This window comes from Nocardia terpenica (genome assembly GCF_013186535.1).
GTDB lineage: Bacteria > Actinomycetota > Actinomycetes > Mycobacteriales > Mycobacteriaceae > Nocardia > Nocardia terpenica.
The window spans coordinates 1,779,538-1,793,252 of record NZ_JABMCZ010000003.1 but is presented as its reverse complement, the minus strand read 5'-3'; the positions used below and the strand labels follow the sequence as shown (position 1 = coordinate 1,793,252).

13 protein-coding genes and 1 pseudogene are annotated in these 13,715 nt (G+C 69.5%); all 14 read left to right on the top strand.

All coding sequences use genetic code 11. The features are described 5' to 3' along the window. Positions 1-306: 306 nt before the first annotated feature. The 14 genes and pseudogenes from HPY32_RS29945 (at position 307) to HPY32_RS29875 (ending at position 13,446) form a co-directional block, all read left to right on the top strand. Entirely contained in the window at positions 307-1,092 is a 786-nt protein-coding gene (locus HPY32_RS29945; protein ID WP_231951294.1) for an amidoligase family protein, read from the top strand. Then, positions 1,080-1,880, top strand: a complete 801-nt coding sequence (locus tag HPY32_RS29940; RefSeq protein ID WP_067577829.1) for a class II glutamine amidotransferase — start codon at positions 1,080-1,082, stop codon at positions 1,878-1,880. Before HPY32_RS29945 ends, HPY32_RS29940 begins: the two co-directional genes overlap by 13 nt. A gap of 303 nt (positions 1,881-2,183) precedes the next feature. Next, positions 2,184-3,302: a hypothetical protein gene (locus HPY32_RS44990; protein ID WP_231951293.1), complete on the top strand. Its 1,119-nt coding sequence runs from the start codon at positions 2,184-2,186 to the stop codon at positions 3,300-3,302. Continuing rightward, positions 3,290-4,066 carry a class II glutamine amidotransferase gene (locus tag HPY32_RS29930; protein ID WP_067577824.1) on the top strand — a complete coding sequence of 259 codons (777 nt, stop codon included), beginning with the start codon at positions 3,290-3,292 and terminating at the stop codon, positions 4,064-4,066. Before HPY32_RS44990 ends, HPY32_RS29930 begins: the two co-directional genes overlap by 13 nt. A 123-nt stretch (positions 4,067-4,189) precedes the next feature. After that, positions 4,190-4,864 (top strand): hypothetical protein, encoded by a 675-nt coding sequence (locus HPY32_RS29925; protein WP_067577822.1) that lies wholly within the window; start codon positions 4,190-4,192, stop codon positions 4,862-4,864. A gap of 257 nt (positions 4,865-5,121) precedes the next feature. Beyond that, complete coding sequence (locus HPY32_RS29920) at positions 5,122-6,099, top strand: DUF4192 family protein (protein ID WP_067577820.1); 978 nt, start codon at positions 5,122-5,124, stop codon at positions 6,097-6,099. 179 nt (positions 6,100-6,278) lie between these two features. Then, positions 6,279-7,271 (top strand): annotated as a pseudogene (locus HPY32_RS44985) (DUF4192 domain-containing protein). A 145-nt stretch (positions 7,272-7,416) separates the two neighbouring features. Continuing rightward, on the top strand, positions 7,417-8,307 hold the full coding sequence (locus HPY32_RS29905; protein WP_197696323.1) for a DNA-processing protein DprA: 891 nt from the start codon (positions 7,417-7,419) through the stop codon (positions 8,305-8,307). Between the two features lie 275 nt (positions 8,308-8,582). After that, complete coding sequence (locus HPY32_RS29900; RefSeq protein ID WP_156673837.1) at positions 8,583-8,822, top strand: hypothetical protein; 240 nt, start codon at positions 8,583-8,585, stop codon at positions 8,820-8,822. A gap of 120 nt (positions 8,823-8,942) precedes the next feature. Next, positions 8,943-9,161, top strand: a complete 219-nt coding sequence (locus HPY32_RS29895; RefSeq protein WP_067577810.1) for a hypothetical protein — start codon at positions 8,943-8,945, stop codon at positions 9,159-9,161. 39 nt (positions 9,162-9,200) lie between these two features. Beyond that, complete coding sequence (locus HPY32_RS29890; RefSeq protein WP_067577808.1) at positions 9,201-10,589, top strand: hypothetical protein; 1,389 nt, start codon at positions 9,201-9,203, stop codon at positions 10,587-10,589. A gap of 118 nt (positions 10,590-10,707) precedes the next feature. Continuing rightward, a complete protein-coding gene (ssb, locus tag HPY32_RS29885; RefSeq protein ID WP_067577806.1) occupies positions 10,708-11,238 on the top strand; it encodes a single-stranded DNA-binding protein in 531 nt (176 codons plus the stop codon). 389 nt (positions 11,239-11,627) lie between these two features. Then, positions 11,628-13,067 carry a hypothetical protein gene (locus HPY32_RS29880; protein WP_067577804.1) on the top strand — a complete coding sequence of 480 codons (1,440 nt, stop codon included), beginning with the start codon at positions 11,628-11,630 and terminating at the stop codon, positions 13,065-13,067. Between the two features lie 133 nt (positions 13,068-13,200). Further along, positions 13,201-13,446, top strand: coding sequence for a hypothetical protein (locus HPY32_RS29875; RefSeq protein WP_171983111.1), 246 nt, complete (start codon positions 13,201-13,203; stop codon positions 13,444-13,446). The last annotated feature ends 269 nt before the right edge of the window (positions 13,447-13,715 follow it).

The following is a 13,715-nucleotide window of genomic DNA, read 5'->3' as shown; positions in this document are numbered from 1 at the left end:
AATGCCTCGACGTGTCATTCGTGTCGTCGGGTCAGCCTGGAGTTGACCGACACCGTGGGATTGGGTCGTCTGTGCCGAGATTGCCTGACACGCCGGGTCGAGTGTGTCCAGTGCGGTGCGCTGACTACCGCGGTGTTGCGCACCGACTCCGGTGGTTGTGTGTGCGCCGACTGCGCGAACCGGTACTTCGAGGTCTGCGACCTGTGCTCCCGTTTCACGACCGCGAGCCGTTATGTGTCGGGCGGATCGCGGGCCTGTGCCCGGTGCGCCCTACGTCTGAGTCGGTGCGCCGACTGCGGCACCCTGTTGGGCGACGACAGCGCGTGTGACGACTGCGATCCCGGCTCGCTGGTGCGCCGGTACAGCTACAAGCCCGACCCACGCTTCCTCGGGGCGGGGCCGCTGTATCTGGGTGTGGAACTCGAGATCATCGTTCCCACCGATCGGTTCGACCGGTGCGCCCGCGAAGCGGCCGACGCGACCCGGGGCACGGCGTATCTCAAACACGACACGTCGATCCAGCCCAACGGGTTCGAGCTGGTCACGCACCCCATGGACTACCCGTGGGCGATGAACCGGTTCCCGTGGCCGCTGCTCGACCGGTTACGGGAGCTGGGCTGCCGGTCCGATGACCGAGTCGGGTTGCATGTGCATGCCTCCCGAGCCGGATTCTCCTCTCCCGCACATATCTTCCGGTGGGCCAAGCTGATCTACCGCAACCAGGCCCAGACCACGGCCCTGGCGCGGCGCAACTCACCATATGCGCAGTTCTCCTCGCGGGCGCGGTCGCGCACGCGAGCGACCGCGAAGGGTGAGCTGCATCGGTTCGGGCTCGACCGGTATCAGGCGATCAATCCGCATCCGCGCCACACCCTTGAGGTGCGCGTGTTCGCCGGATCCCTGGATCCGTGCCGGGTGCAGGCCGCGCTCGGATTCGTCGCGGCCTCCGTGGAATACACGCGGGCACTGACCGCGGCCGAGATCGCGCGGGCCGGTGGCTGGCAGTGGTCGCGGTTCGCGGCGTGGGTGCACACGCATGCGGAGTACGCGCCGCTGGCGCGGGAGATGGAGGCGACAGCATGTGCCTGCTGACCTTCTACCCGGCCGGTATCGCGCCGGATGCGCACGCCCTCGAGGTCGGCGCGGTCGTCAACCCGCACGGGCACGGCTATGCCGTCGCCACCGATGCCGGGATCGTCACCGGGCACGGCATGGACGCGAGGCCGGTGATCGAGGAATTCACTCGGGTCCGGGCCCGCTATCCCGATGCTCCGGCTCTGTTCCACAGCCGCTACGCCACCCACGGCGTCGTCGGCTTGAGCAACTGTCATCCGTTCCGGCTCGGCGGTGATCGGCGAACGGTGCTCGCGCACAACGGTATCCTCCCGAAGCGCGTGCACCCGGGCCCCTACGACCGGCGCTCGGACACCCGCATCGCCGCCGAGGAGTACCTGCCGCGCCACCCGTTCGGGTCACTGGACACCCGGCAAGGACGCCGGGGGCTGGAATCCTGGCTCGGCACCAGCAAACTCGTCGTGCTCACCGTCGACCCCGCCTACCAGCACACCGCGTACCTGTTCAACGAACAGGCCGGGATCTGGGACGGCAGGATCTGGTATTCCAACACCGGTTACCGGCTCGGTCTCGGCCACGGCGCGTGGTGGGATTTCGTCTGCGCGCATTGCGCCGCAGTGGATCTGCGTCGCCGGGGCCGGTACTGCGGGCGGTGTGGCTGGTGCTTCGCCTGCACCGAACCCTACCCCGACTGCACCTGCGCCCAGCCCGCCCTGCTCACCACCGCACACTCCGCCACCGCCACACCGTCGCGGGTACGAGCGCTACACGCCGCACCGTACGGGTCGGCCGACTTCGACTACTAACGCCCGGTCTCGGCAGCGCGGCCGGCGGTCGACGCCGATCCGGGATGGCCGCCAACGTCTTCCACCGACCACCGCGCCTGGCTTGCCGGGCACCGTGCGCGTCCCGGATTCATCCTCGGCAGCTCCTGAGCCCCCGGGCTGCCTTGTTCGTGTATGCCGCGCCCCGCCGATCCGACCGCTCCGGCGGTCGGGTGTCCGGGGCGTTTCCTATTCCCCTCGACCGGAAGGCGACCATTCATGCCTGCTGTGTCTGCTTGCGCCCCATGCTCGGTCTGCTCGGGCCCTGTCACCGATGACCCGCCCGTGTGTGCCGACTGCGCGTCGCTGCCGCTGTGTGATAGCTGCGGCCTGCCCGCCGCCGAACCGCGCCTCACCGTCGACGACGGGATACGCTGCCCGGACTGCCTCACCGGCTGGCACCGCTGCGAAAGCTGCGACCTCTACACCGACCACACCGGCACCCCGACCGTCGACGACGGCTACGTCTGCGACTCCTGTCGCCGCTGCAACTACCGTGAATGCGCCGACTGCGGCTTGCTCACCATCGAAACCCGCAGCCTCGACAACGGCAACGTCGTCTGCCCCGATTGCGGTACCGACTACTCCGCGTGCCCGGACTGCGGCGACTTGATCAGCGGCGAGGGTAGGTATTGCAGCTGGTGCCGAGACGACGACGCCGATGATCGTCTGCACGAATACTCCTACAAACCCGATCCCGAATTCCACGGCAGGGGCCCGCTGTTTCTGGGCATGGAGCTCGAGATCAAAACACCCCAGGCGGTATTCGGCGACTGTGTCGACCTCGCCCTCGACCGGCTCGGTGACCTGGCCTACCTGAAGGAGGACGGGTCGATCGGCTGCGGGTTCGAGTTGGTCACCCATCCGATGAGCTACGCGTGGGCGATGCGGCGGTTCCCGTGGCCGCTGCTCGGACAGCTGCACGCGCTGGGCGCCTACACCGATACCGGGGTGGGCCTGCACGTGCATGTCTCCCGCGCCGGGTTCTCCTCCCCAGCGCACGTGTTCCGGTGGATGAAGTTCTTCTACCGCAACCAAACCCACGCCACCACGCTCGCGCGCCGCGATCCCGACTATTGGGCCAGCTTCAGCCCCCGCGCGCGGGCCCGGGTCGCCGATTTCGCCAAGGGCGAGCGCTGGGCATTCGGTCGCACCCAGGCGATCAACGTGCAACCCGAGCACACCTTCGAGGTGCGGATCTTCGCCAGTTCCCTGGTCCCGCAACAGGTGCAGGCCGCGCTCGCGTTCGTGGCGGGCTCGATCGAGTACACCCGCCACCTCACCGCAGGCGATATCGCGCGGCGCCGCGGCTGGGAATGGCCCGCGTTCGTCGCCTGGATCCGGTCCCATCCCGAATACCGGCCTCTGCTTGCCGAGATGGAGGACCTGGCATGTGCATCCTGACCTTCTTCCCACCCGGTGCCACCCCGAATCTGGACGCCCTGGCCGGCGGCGCGATCGCCAACCCGCACGGCCACGGCTACGCCGTCCTCGCCGACGATGCTCTAGTCGTCGGTCACGGTCTCGATCCCGCCACGGTCATCACCGAATTCGCCGCCGTGCGAGCCGAATTCCCCGACACCCCCGCCTTGTTTCATTCCCGCCTGGCCACCCACGGCCGAGTCAGCGCCGACAACTGTCACCCCTTCGCTCTCGGCGGGGACAAGCGAACCGTGCTCGCGCACAACGGAATCCTGCCCGCCACGGTCCACCCCACGCTCGGTGACCCGCGCTCGGACACCAGGATCGCGGCCGAGGACTACCTGCCCACCGCGCCGTTCGGGTCCCTGGATTCCTGGACCGGCCGCGCCGGGCTCGAGCACTGGCTCGGCACCGACAAAATGGTGCTGCTGACCGTCGACCCCGCCTACCGGCAGCGCGCCTACCTGTTCAACGAACACCACGGCCATTGGCACAAGGGCATCTGGTACTCCAACCACAGCTACCGCTGGGCCAGCGCAGGATTCGACTACACCGATACCGACTACTGCCTCAACTGCGGCGAATTCGAGCCCGAATGGTTCGGCGCGCACTGCACGTTCTGCGGCTTCTGCCAGGACTGCCTCGCCGAATACCCCGACTGCCAGTGCCCGCCATTCGAGGGCACCGCTGACCGGTACGCCGACCTGCAATACATCCTCGACCTCGACGACTCCGAGGCCGCCTGACCGCCAACCCAGGCAAGGGGCCCCTCGCGTGCCTGCACCGACACCCAACCACCGGGCCCCGCGGACTTCCGCCTCTGGCCATCCCGAACAACCCGTTTCTCGTCGTGGAGAGGAACCGTTGCCATGAACCATGTTGTGCCCCTGCCCGATCCGGGACGATTGCCGGTTCTGGCCCGCCTGCATCATCTGCCGACCGCGGCCGGGATGACCATCCCGTTCGTTACCCGCACCCACCGCGACCCGCACCACCCCGTGTGGGGAGCCGTCGATTCGGTCCGCCACCGCGCCGCCTTCGAACGCGGTCTGTGTCAGGTGTGCGGGCTCCCGCTCGAGCACCGCGTCGTGGTCTTCGCGCGCCCCGACGACTGGCTGCGCGGCGTCGCGCTCGAACCCGGATTGCACCCCGAATGCGCCTGGTATTCCAGCCGGGTGTGCCCGATGCTCGCCACTCGCCTGTACCGGTATCGATCCAATGCGTCGACCGCCCACTACCGGCACTGCGACGACCCCGCCTGCCATTGCCGCCTCTGGAAACCACCGGACCGCGATCCCCGGCAAGCCTCCCGCGAGGGCAGACCCGCTGACGCCTGGTACGCACTGTGGATCGCCCGCGACCACTACACCGTCGTCCGCCACCCCGGCGACGAACGCACACCCCCGCACATCGGCATTCTGCTCGAAGGCGTCCCCGTTCTCGCAGTCCGCAAGATCCGCGACGCCACCGAACCCACCGACCGCACGGTGCTCGATGCCCTGGCCGCTCAGATGGCCATGACCCGCTTGCTCACCAGAGAGTGACCCGCCGTCCCCGATTCCCTTCTGCCGCACTCACTCTTCCTCACTCCCGCGCGGTCTCGCCGGACTCGGGCACGCCCGCGCTGGTTCCCCGTCACTCCATCAATTCCGCAGTGGCAGCCGTCCGTAGCCCTACGAAGTCCCGGTCCTTCTCGACGCGACCCGAATCCGGTTCCGCGCCGGTGAATCCCGGCGCCGGGCGCGCGTAGCTCGTGCCGTCACCACACCGTTGTTGTCGACCATGCGAAGGAGGTTCGGCTGTGTTTCCGCTCGAGGATCCCGGTGCGGTGATCGCGTCGCTGCCCCGCTGGATAGGTGCCATTCCGCAGCAGGCGTTGCTGCTGGTGTGGATGCGACGGGCCGGAGGGTGGCCGCGTGTATGGATGAGCGTCGAGGGCGTATCCCGCTTCGATGTCCTGGGGTCCCGCGATCTCGCCGCGCTGGCAGAAATCGCCGAGGTTGTGCGCGAGATCTGCGTTACTCGGACTCCCGACGCGGCGTGTGTCCTCGTCGTCGACGCCGAGGTCCCCGACAGCCCCATCGGCGCGTACCGCGATCTGGTGAGCGTGCTCGACGAGCAGTTGGCGCACAACAATGTGCTCCTGGCCGATGCATGGCTGATTCCTACGTTCGACCCCGGCCGACGGTGGTCGAGTCTGCGCGGCGACCGCCACGGTGTCCTGCCCGCCGTGACACCGGAGTACCGGCCGCATCCGAGTGGTCCACTGGCCGAGCAACTCGCCCACCACCTCACGCGGCTGTCGGTTACCGACAATGCGCCCGCCGACGCGGGCGAGGCCCGTGACTGGCTCCGTGGCCGAGTCGTGTTCGTCCTGCGGCGGGTGTACGAGTTGCATGCCGCCTTCGAGGTGACCGCCGCCGATCTCGCGGAGGTCGCCATCGCGTTGCGCCACACCGCGGTTCGCGACTGCTGCTATGGGCTCGCGGTCAGCTCCTACGCCGAGCCCGCCTTGGCGATGTGGCGGCTGCTATGGCAGACCCTGCCCCACGGTCACCGCGCCGAAGCCGCCTTGTTACTGGCTGTATCGGCCTACCTCGCCGCCGACGTCGCCCTCGCGACAGCCGCCATACAGACCGCCCGCATCGACAACTCCGATCCGCTCGCCACCCGTCAGATCGCCGACGCCATCGACCACCGGCTCCCGGCGCACGTGCTACGCGTCGTCGCCCAGGCCGGTGTCCGTCAGGCCGCCACCCTCGGCATCGACCTCGTCTAACCCCATCTCGACATCGTCGCCCACCTTCACCCCACCGCCGCAGCAACCGCACCGCCCACCGCCGCGTCGGATACACGACACAAGGGCGCTGTTTCGGTTGCGCGAGAAAAGGATTCCCGCATGTGCGTACCGGCCCTGCGCGTCACCTCACCGGATCAGTTACTCGCCGCCACCCCGCGATGCTCGGATATTATCCGGCCGACTCGCTGCTGCTCATCGTATTGACTCCCATCGCGGAGGCCGACGCTGTCCAGGTGCGTCTGGTGGCTCGGACCGATTTCCACGTTCCCGACGATCAACGCTCCCACACCCTCCGCGCAGCCGCGCAGGTCTGCACACGAGAGAACGCGACGGCCGCGTTGGCGGTGATCATCGACAGTGCCCTCATCCCCGACCCGACGGACCTGCTGCGCGCCCACCGTCGCCTCGCCACGGATCTTCACCGCGAACTCACCGCCGTCGACGTGCAACTGGCGTCTGCGTGGGCCACCCCAGCGATCGAACGTGATGCCCCCTGGTGGGATCTGCTCGATCCGGGCATCCGCGGGGTGATCGCCGATCCCGATGCCTCCGTGATCGCCGCCGCCCAGGTACTTGAGGGAAACCCGATCTACCGATCTCGCGCTGAGATCGCCGGTCTCGTCGAGCCCGACCCGGCTCTGCTTCGGACCGTCTCGCTGTTGCTGCCTTCCGCCGACACCCTGCCACGCTGTGTCGTCGACGACTCGGTCGATGTCGTGTGCGCCATGATCGAGCGGCTACTGGTCCACATCGACGCCGTCGCCGCGGGCATTCCGCTCACCGCGGCCGATGTCGCCGAGCTGGGTATGGCGTTGCGGGACAAACGGGTCCGCGATTGAATGCTCGCACTCGCTGTCAGCCCCCGCGCGGACGCGGCCCGGCAGCTGTGGGCGGCCGCGACGCGGGCGCTGCCCACCGGATACTGCGCCGACCCGGCCGCGCTGCTCGCCTACAGCGCCTACCTCACCGGCGACGGTACCCTCGCCGGGATCGCCCTCGACGCCGCCCTGACCGCCGACCCACAGCACACGCTGGCACTCGAACTGCTCTCCGCCCTGCACCTCGGTATCTCCCCTGACAAGCTCCGGCACCTCGCCACTTCGCTGGCCACAATCGCCGCTGACCTCGGCGTCGACCTCGACCGGGGGTGATCGCCCCCGCCGACATCTCCCGACGCGCCGCCGCGACTGTCGGTCACTGCCCCGTGCGGCGCACCGCCCATCCCCATCCGGGCGACCCGTGCCGCTCCGGATTCGTCGTCCATCTCCGCTGAAAGGACATCCCGTGAATCCTGGTGTGCCATACCGTCTTGCCCCCTGCGGGGATCGAGAGCTGGCCTGGGCGTTGCTGTCTCGCGCCGCGATGGCGGCTCCGCAGCTGGTGCGGGGGCTGCTCGCCGTCTATGGCCCGATGGAGGCGGCCGACCGGCTCGCCAGCGGCAGCGCCGATCCCCGGTTCGGCGAGCACAACCGCGGCCACGCCCGCGAGGACCTGGCCCGCATCGCCGCCCTCGGCGGCCGGTTGCTCACCCGCGACGACGCCGCCTGGCCCGCGGACCGGCTTGCCGATCTCGACACCTTCGACGCCGCCGCTATGGCGCCGCTTGCGTTGTGGACCCGCGGTCTCGGGGTCACGTGGTTGACTGCCGACCGGGCTGTCGCGGTTACCGGCTCTCGCGCCTGCACGCCCTACGGTCTGGCGGTCACCGCCGATATTGTGTCCGATCTCGCGCGCCACAAGTGGACGATCGTCAGCGGCGCGGGATATGGGGTCGATGCCGAGGCGCATCGCGTCGCGCTCGACGCGTCGGCTCCCACGATCGCTGTGCTGGCCAACGGATTACACCGTCCGTTCCCGCCCGGTAACGCCGACCTGATCGCCCGCCTCGCCGCCGACGGGCTGCTCATCAGCGAATACCCGCCCGGTGTCGAGACCGCCCCCGACCGGCTCCGGGCCCGCCAGCGGCTCATCGCGGCGCTTACCGCGGGAGTCGTCGTCTGCGAGACCGGGATCCGCGGCAGCACCCGCGGCACCGCGGCCTGGGCACAGCGTCTGGCCCGACCGCTGTTCGCGGTTCCCGGCCCGATCACCTCGCCCGCCTCGTCCGGCTGCCACGACCTGATCCGCGCCGGGCACGCCCGGCTGGTCACCACCGGCCAGCACATCCACGACGCCCTCACCCGCTGACCGACACACTAAGGTCCACGTGCCCGACCCGCCGCCGTTCCTGCTGGACGGGGCCTTCATCGCCCGCGCCGCCCACCACGCTCCCCGAACAGTCCGCACGACCAGGACCCTCACGGCTTTGCCCAATGCGTCCGCTCTGGCCGCGGCGATCGTCCACCGTCTGTCTCGTCTTGGCCCGCACGGTTGCCTGCCCGCAATCATCCCCGTCGGCCGCTGCCGGGTGACCGCCTGAGCTCCTATCATCCCAATCCCCTTCTCTGTCCGGAGGTTTCGTCATGTCTGCTGCTGTGTCTGTTGTCGAGACGGTGTCGCGTGCGGAGTACGAGCGCCTGGTGTATCGGGGGCTCGCGGGCGAGGCACCGGCGATCGAGTCCTCGGCGGTGCTCGACCGCTGGCGGGCCGACCACCCACAGTGGCGTCGCCGGTACTGGGCCTACACCCCGGACGAGCATGGTGTGCTGCGTCTAGGGCCGCTCAACGTCGGTCGCACCAGCCATGCCCACGCCGCCGCCTGATCCGAATAGGCGTGGCTTGCACCATGTTTCGTTCCCCTATTCACGGCGGGGTCACCACACGACGTCTCACCCGGGGCGCTGCGGTGACCCCGCCGCCGTATGTGATGAGGAGGACCATCCATGACGTCGTCGCAAACAACCACGAACACACCGGTTGTCGACCCGGCAGAGAAGGCGGGCGATATCGGTGATCACGAGCCGGGTGGGTTCGCCGCACGGTCGGCGCCCGACGCCCCACCGCCGCGGGCGGAAGCGTTGTACTGCAACCCGTCCGAGCTGGTGATCGCCGAGAATGTCCGCAAGTCGATCGATGTGGCTTCGGTACCCGGAAGTGCGTGACTCGATTCGCCAGTTCGGTGTCAACACACCGATCCCGCCGTGCGCCAGCCCGATGGCGGCCTGCATGTGGTCGAGGGGCAGATCCGCACCCTCATCGCACAGAAGCTCGAGCTAGAGCGGGTGCCGGTCTGGGTGACCGACGCCGATCCCGATGTCGCGGACAACGAGCGCCGGATCGCGACCACGCTGATGCAGCTGAACTGCAATCATCGCCATGTTCCGATGACGCGTTCCGACGATGCGGCGGCGGTCGCATTGATGCTGGATCTGGGAGCGTCGGTGACCCGGGTCGCCCAGGGGCTGCAAAGCAGCCGGGCGGCGGTCAAAACCGCCGCGAAGATCGGCAAGTCGCCTACGGCTCGACAGCTGCTGGACTCCGGGCCCGACTCGATGGAGCGCCTGGAGGCGATCGCGCACTTCGAAAGTCTCGGCGACACCGACGCGGTCGAGCAGCTGCTGCACGCCTCGCAGTACGGTCTCGCCCGCACCCGCAAGCGGATCGAAGCCGACCGCCGCGAAACCCGGGAGCGGTTGCAGGCGTCGCTGCTCTACGCGGCGCTCGGGTTCGGAGTATTGACCGAGGAACCCTCCACCGGCGGGGTTGATCCGGAATTCGTTCCGCCGCAGTTGCTCACCACCGCCGACGGCGGCTCGGTTACCGAGCAGATGATCCGTGAGGACGCTACACGCTGGCTGGTGTGGGTCGAGGTCACCGAGCACGGGCAGATCCTCGACACCAGCACCGGCGAGGTCGTCAACCCCGCCAGCGTCGACTGGGATACCCAGGGTGACCCGGAAGCCGTACCGGGCGAGGGATTGCGCCACGCCGACACCGTGCTGGTGCGCGACCTGTGGACACCGCGGTATTTCCTGCCCGCCGCCCAGCTCAACGCCAGCGGCCTGCGTCGGTGCCCACCCGAGCCCACCGGTTCCGACGCCGAGGTCGCCGCGCAGCGGGAGGCCGAACGGGTGGCGCGGCGGCGGGTGCGGGAATTGAACAAGCGTGGTGCGGTGGCCAAGGAGCACCGCGTCGAGATCGCGACCACGCTGCTGGCGCGACGGACCCCGCCCGCGCAGGCTGCCCGGTTCGTCGCCGAAGCGCTGGCACAGGACCCGGACCTGCTCAGCTCCCATCACGCGCGGCCGACCGCGCTCACACTGCTGCGCGAGGAACCACGCACCGAGGCCCTGGTCAAGACGATCCAGCACGATAGCCCGAGCCGGGCGTGGGTGGTCGTGCTCGGCATGGTGCTGGGAGCGCTGGAGGCTCGCACCGGCAAGGACGCCTGGCACTACCGCGAACCTCGCGTGCAGCGGTACCTGACATTCCTTGCCGGGGTGGGCGAACCGCTCGGCTACACCCTCAGCGATGTCGAGCAGGCCGCGGCCGGGCTCATCGACCCCGCCGATATCGACATCCCCGCCTGACCCCCCACCATTCCCGCACTCGCCCACGCCGGGCCGCACCATCGTGCCCGGCCCTGGGCGGGTGTGCAGTCCGAACACGGTGTCTGTCATTCACTTTCGAGCGAACAGGGAGGCTGCCATGGCCAACGAAATGACGATCATCGGGAACCTGACCAGTGACCCGGCCCTGCGATACTCCCCGGCGGGGGACTGCGTGGTCAATTTCACCGTCGCGTCGACGCCACGCTACCTCGATCGCGACACCGGGCAGTGGCGCGACGGCAAGGCGCTGTTCCTGCGGTGCAGCCTATGGCGGCAAGCGGCCGAGAACGTCGCCGAGACCCTGACCCGGGGAGCCCGGGTGATCGTCACCGGGCGGCTCACCCAGCACACCTTCCAGACCCGCGAGGGCGACAACCGCACCGTCGTGGAGCTCGAGGTCACCGAGGTCGGGCCGTCGCTCCGGTACGCGACCGCGAAGATCACCAAGAATCCGCCCGCCGGTGCCCAGGGGACAGACCGACCCGCGCGCGGTAACGGATTCGGCCGGGCCACCAGCGGCCGCGACAACGCTGCCGCCGACGGGTTCGGGCGAGACCCGGGGACCGCGACGGAGCTCGCTGGTGTCACCGCCGCAGCACCCGACGGTGAGGGTGCACCCACCTTCTGACCATCCACCTGCCGGGCCCAGCTCCCTGTGCATGCTCGCCTCCGTCGTGGGGCGGGTGTGAGGGGGCTGGGGTGGGCGGGATGTCCGGCTCGGTCGGACGCCCAGCCGTCCCGGTGGCTACCAGCTCGCGCGCCGCCGCGCGGCAGGGCCCGCGCCCGGCACGACCGGATTTCCCCGGCACGGCGTTCTCGCGTTCACCGCATCGCGAGGGTGGTCAGTGCGGGAAATCCGCTCGTGCACGCCCCGGCGCGTTCCCTGCCGCGCGTCGTCACGCGAGCTGGTCCTCGCCCCGCGGCTGGTCGTCCGACCGAGCCGGACATCCCTTCCGGACGTCGCTTTTCCGGCGGTGGTCTGTCCCGAACTCCTCGCACAGACAGGAACCGATTCCAGTGACCGAGAACAGCGCTTTTCTGCACGCCCTCTACCGTGTCGATCTGACCTACGCCACCGACCGCGCCGCCGCGCGCGCCTGTTTCCTCGAGGCTCTGTGCTTGGCGACTCCTGAGGAGTGGAAGGTCCTCGACGCCCTGACCGAGCACTTCACCGTCTACCCGTACCGGCAGGCGCTGGGACGGCTGCGCGCCCTGTGGCACGACGACCCGGCCTCCGACGCGTTGGCGCAGCGGCTGCTGCCTCCGGCCGATCCCGGCCTGTACCCCGAGGACCGCGCCGATCTGGTTGATCGCCTCGAGCGGCGGGCCGTGCTCAACAACACCAGCCTCGAGGAGGAGTACGCGCAGCTGCACACCCAGCTTCAGGTGGCGGAGCTGCCGCGCCAGTCGATCCGAGCCTGGCGCAATCCGCCCGCCCGCCTGTACGCCGCCCCGCAGGAGCCCACCGACCTGCCCTACCGGATGGCTCCCGACCAGATCGCCTACCGCGTCCGGCTGCGCGCCAAGCGCCGCCCCGCCGTGGTCGAACCCGCGGTCGTGACCGGCTATGTCCGCGACAGCCTCTACGCCGACACGATGGCCCGTGAGATCGCGGCTGCCCGTGCGCGGCGGGATCGGTTGATCGCCAAGGGACTGCTCGCCGACCCCGCCCCCCTCGAGTGGCGGCTGCGCTTTCCCGGCGACAAGCCGCCGCTGCCCGCCGGGTATGCCCGGCGGATGTGGGATTTCCAGTACGTCGCCTACGTCGCCGAGCAGCACCAGCATGCTTACGCGATGGCGGGCAGGTCGCCGATCTCCGAGGAGCGGGCCTTGGACTTCGCGGGTGAGCACACCACCCTGCGCGACAGCACCGACCACCGGCCCGGCGTCCCGTACCAGGGCAATGTGCTCGACGACGACCGCGAAGCCATGATCGAGGTCAGCGGCTGGCGGTGCGTGTCCTGCTTCATCGAACGCGCAGTCGTCGATCAGGCCCGCGTCCACGCCCACCACGGACCGGCCCGCAGCGACGACGGCCTGTGCGATACCTGCCGCGAAGACGGTAGCCCGGCGCTGCCCGCGCTGCCCGTCGGGTTCACCGGTGCCGATCTGGCACGCACCTACTGTCGCTTCCTGATCGAGCACCCCGGCGTCCATCCCGACTCCGCCCGCGCGATCCTGACCGAGGCGCACCGGCGCGCACCCAGGTGGCTGGCCAGCATCATCGGTGGCTTCCTCGGCCAGCCCGACCTGCCCGGCGCACCCGCCGCCCTCGTCCCCGAACCCGGCGATGCGCCCGCACGGCCGAAACGCTCCCGCGGTCCGGTCGCCGGGGCGGGTCAGCACATCAGCCGCTGCGACGGCTGCACCCGCTTCCGGGCAGTCCAAGACGACCAGTTGTGCACCGAGTGCCGGGTCCACCTCGGCATCCCGGTACCCGCACGCCGCGCCGCGTGACCGACACCGCCGCTGCGGCCCTCACGCCGCACGGCTCCGGTCACCGCGATCCACACCGCTAGTCCCCGGCCCGCCGCCGTGCCCCGTCCGGCGGCGGGCCGGTCTTCCACAACCCCTCACCCAAGGAGCCACCGTGATCGGACTGGTCGTCACAGTCATCGGCGACGTCGTAGTCACCGCCGCCGTCCTGTTCGTTGCCCTCACCGTCGTCTACTGGTTCGGCCACCTCCACGGCTGGCGTGCCGCCGCCCGCCACCTGCGCGCCCACAACCCCGACGCATCCACCGTCCTTCCCGACCTCCCACCCCTCCCCCTCAGGCTCCGGCCCCTCCCTCTCACCCTCACCCAGCCGCCCGCCACCGACGACGAACCCAGCTAGCCGCCCTCCCGGCGGGATCGACAGGCCACACCCCATCCACTCCTCTGCCGATCCCGCCCCGCCCCACACTCCCATCGCCCACCACCTCCACACCCACCTCACCTCCACATCCCTTCTCACCCGCACTCACCCCTTCTCACCCACCCACTGCCCTCACCCCCACCACCCCGCCACTCATTCACCACAGGCAGACCTCTTGCATCCGAGGACCTTTACGGCGTATACAGGGAAATGCGACAGTTTCCCATATTCGAGCCTCCCTGTTGATC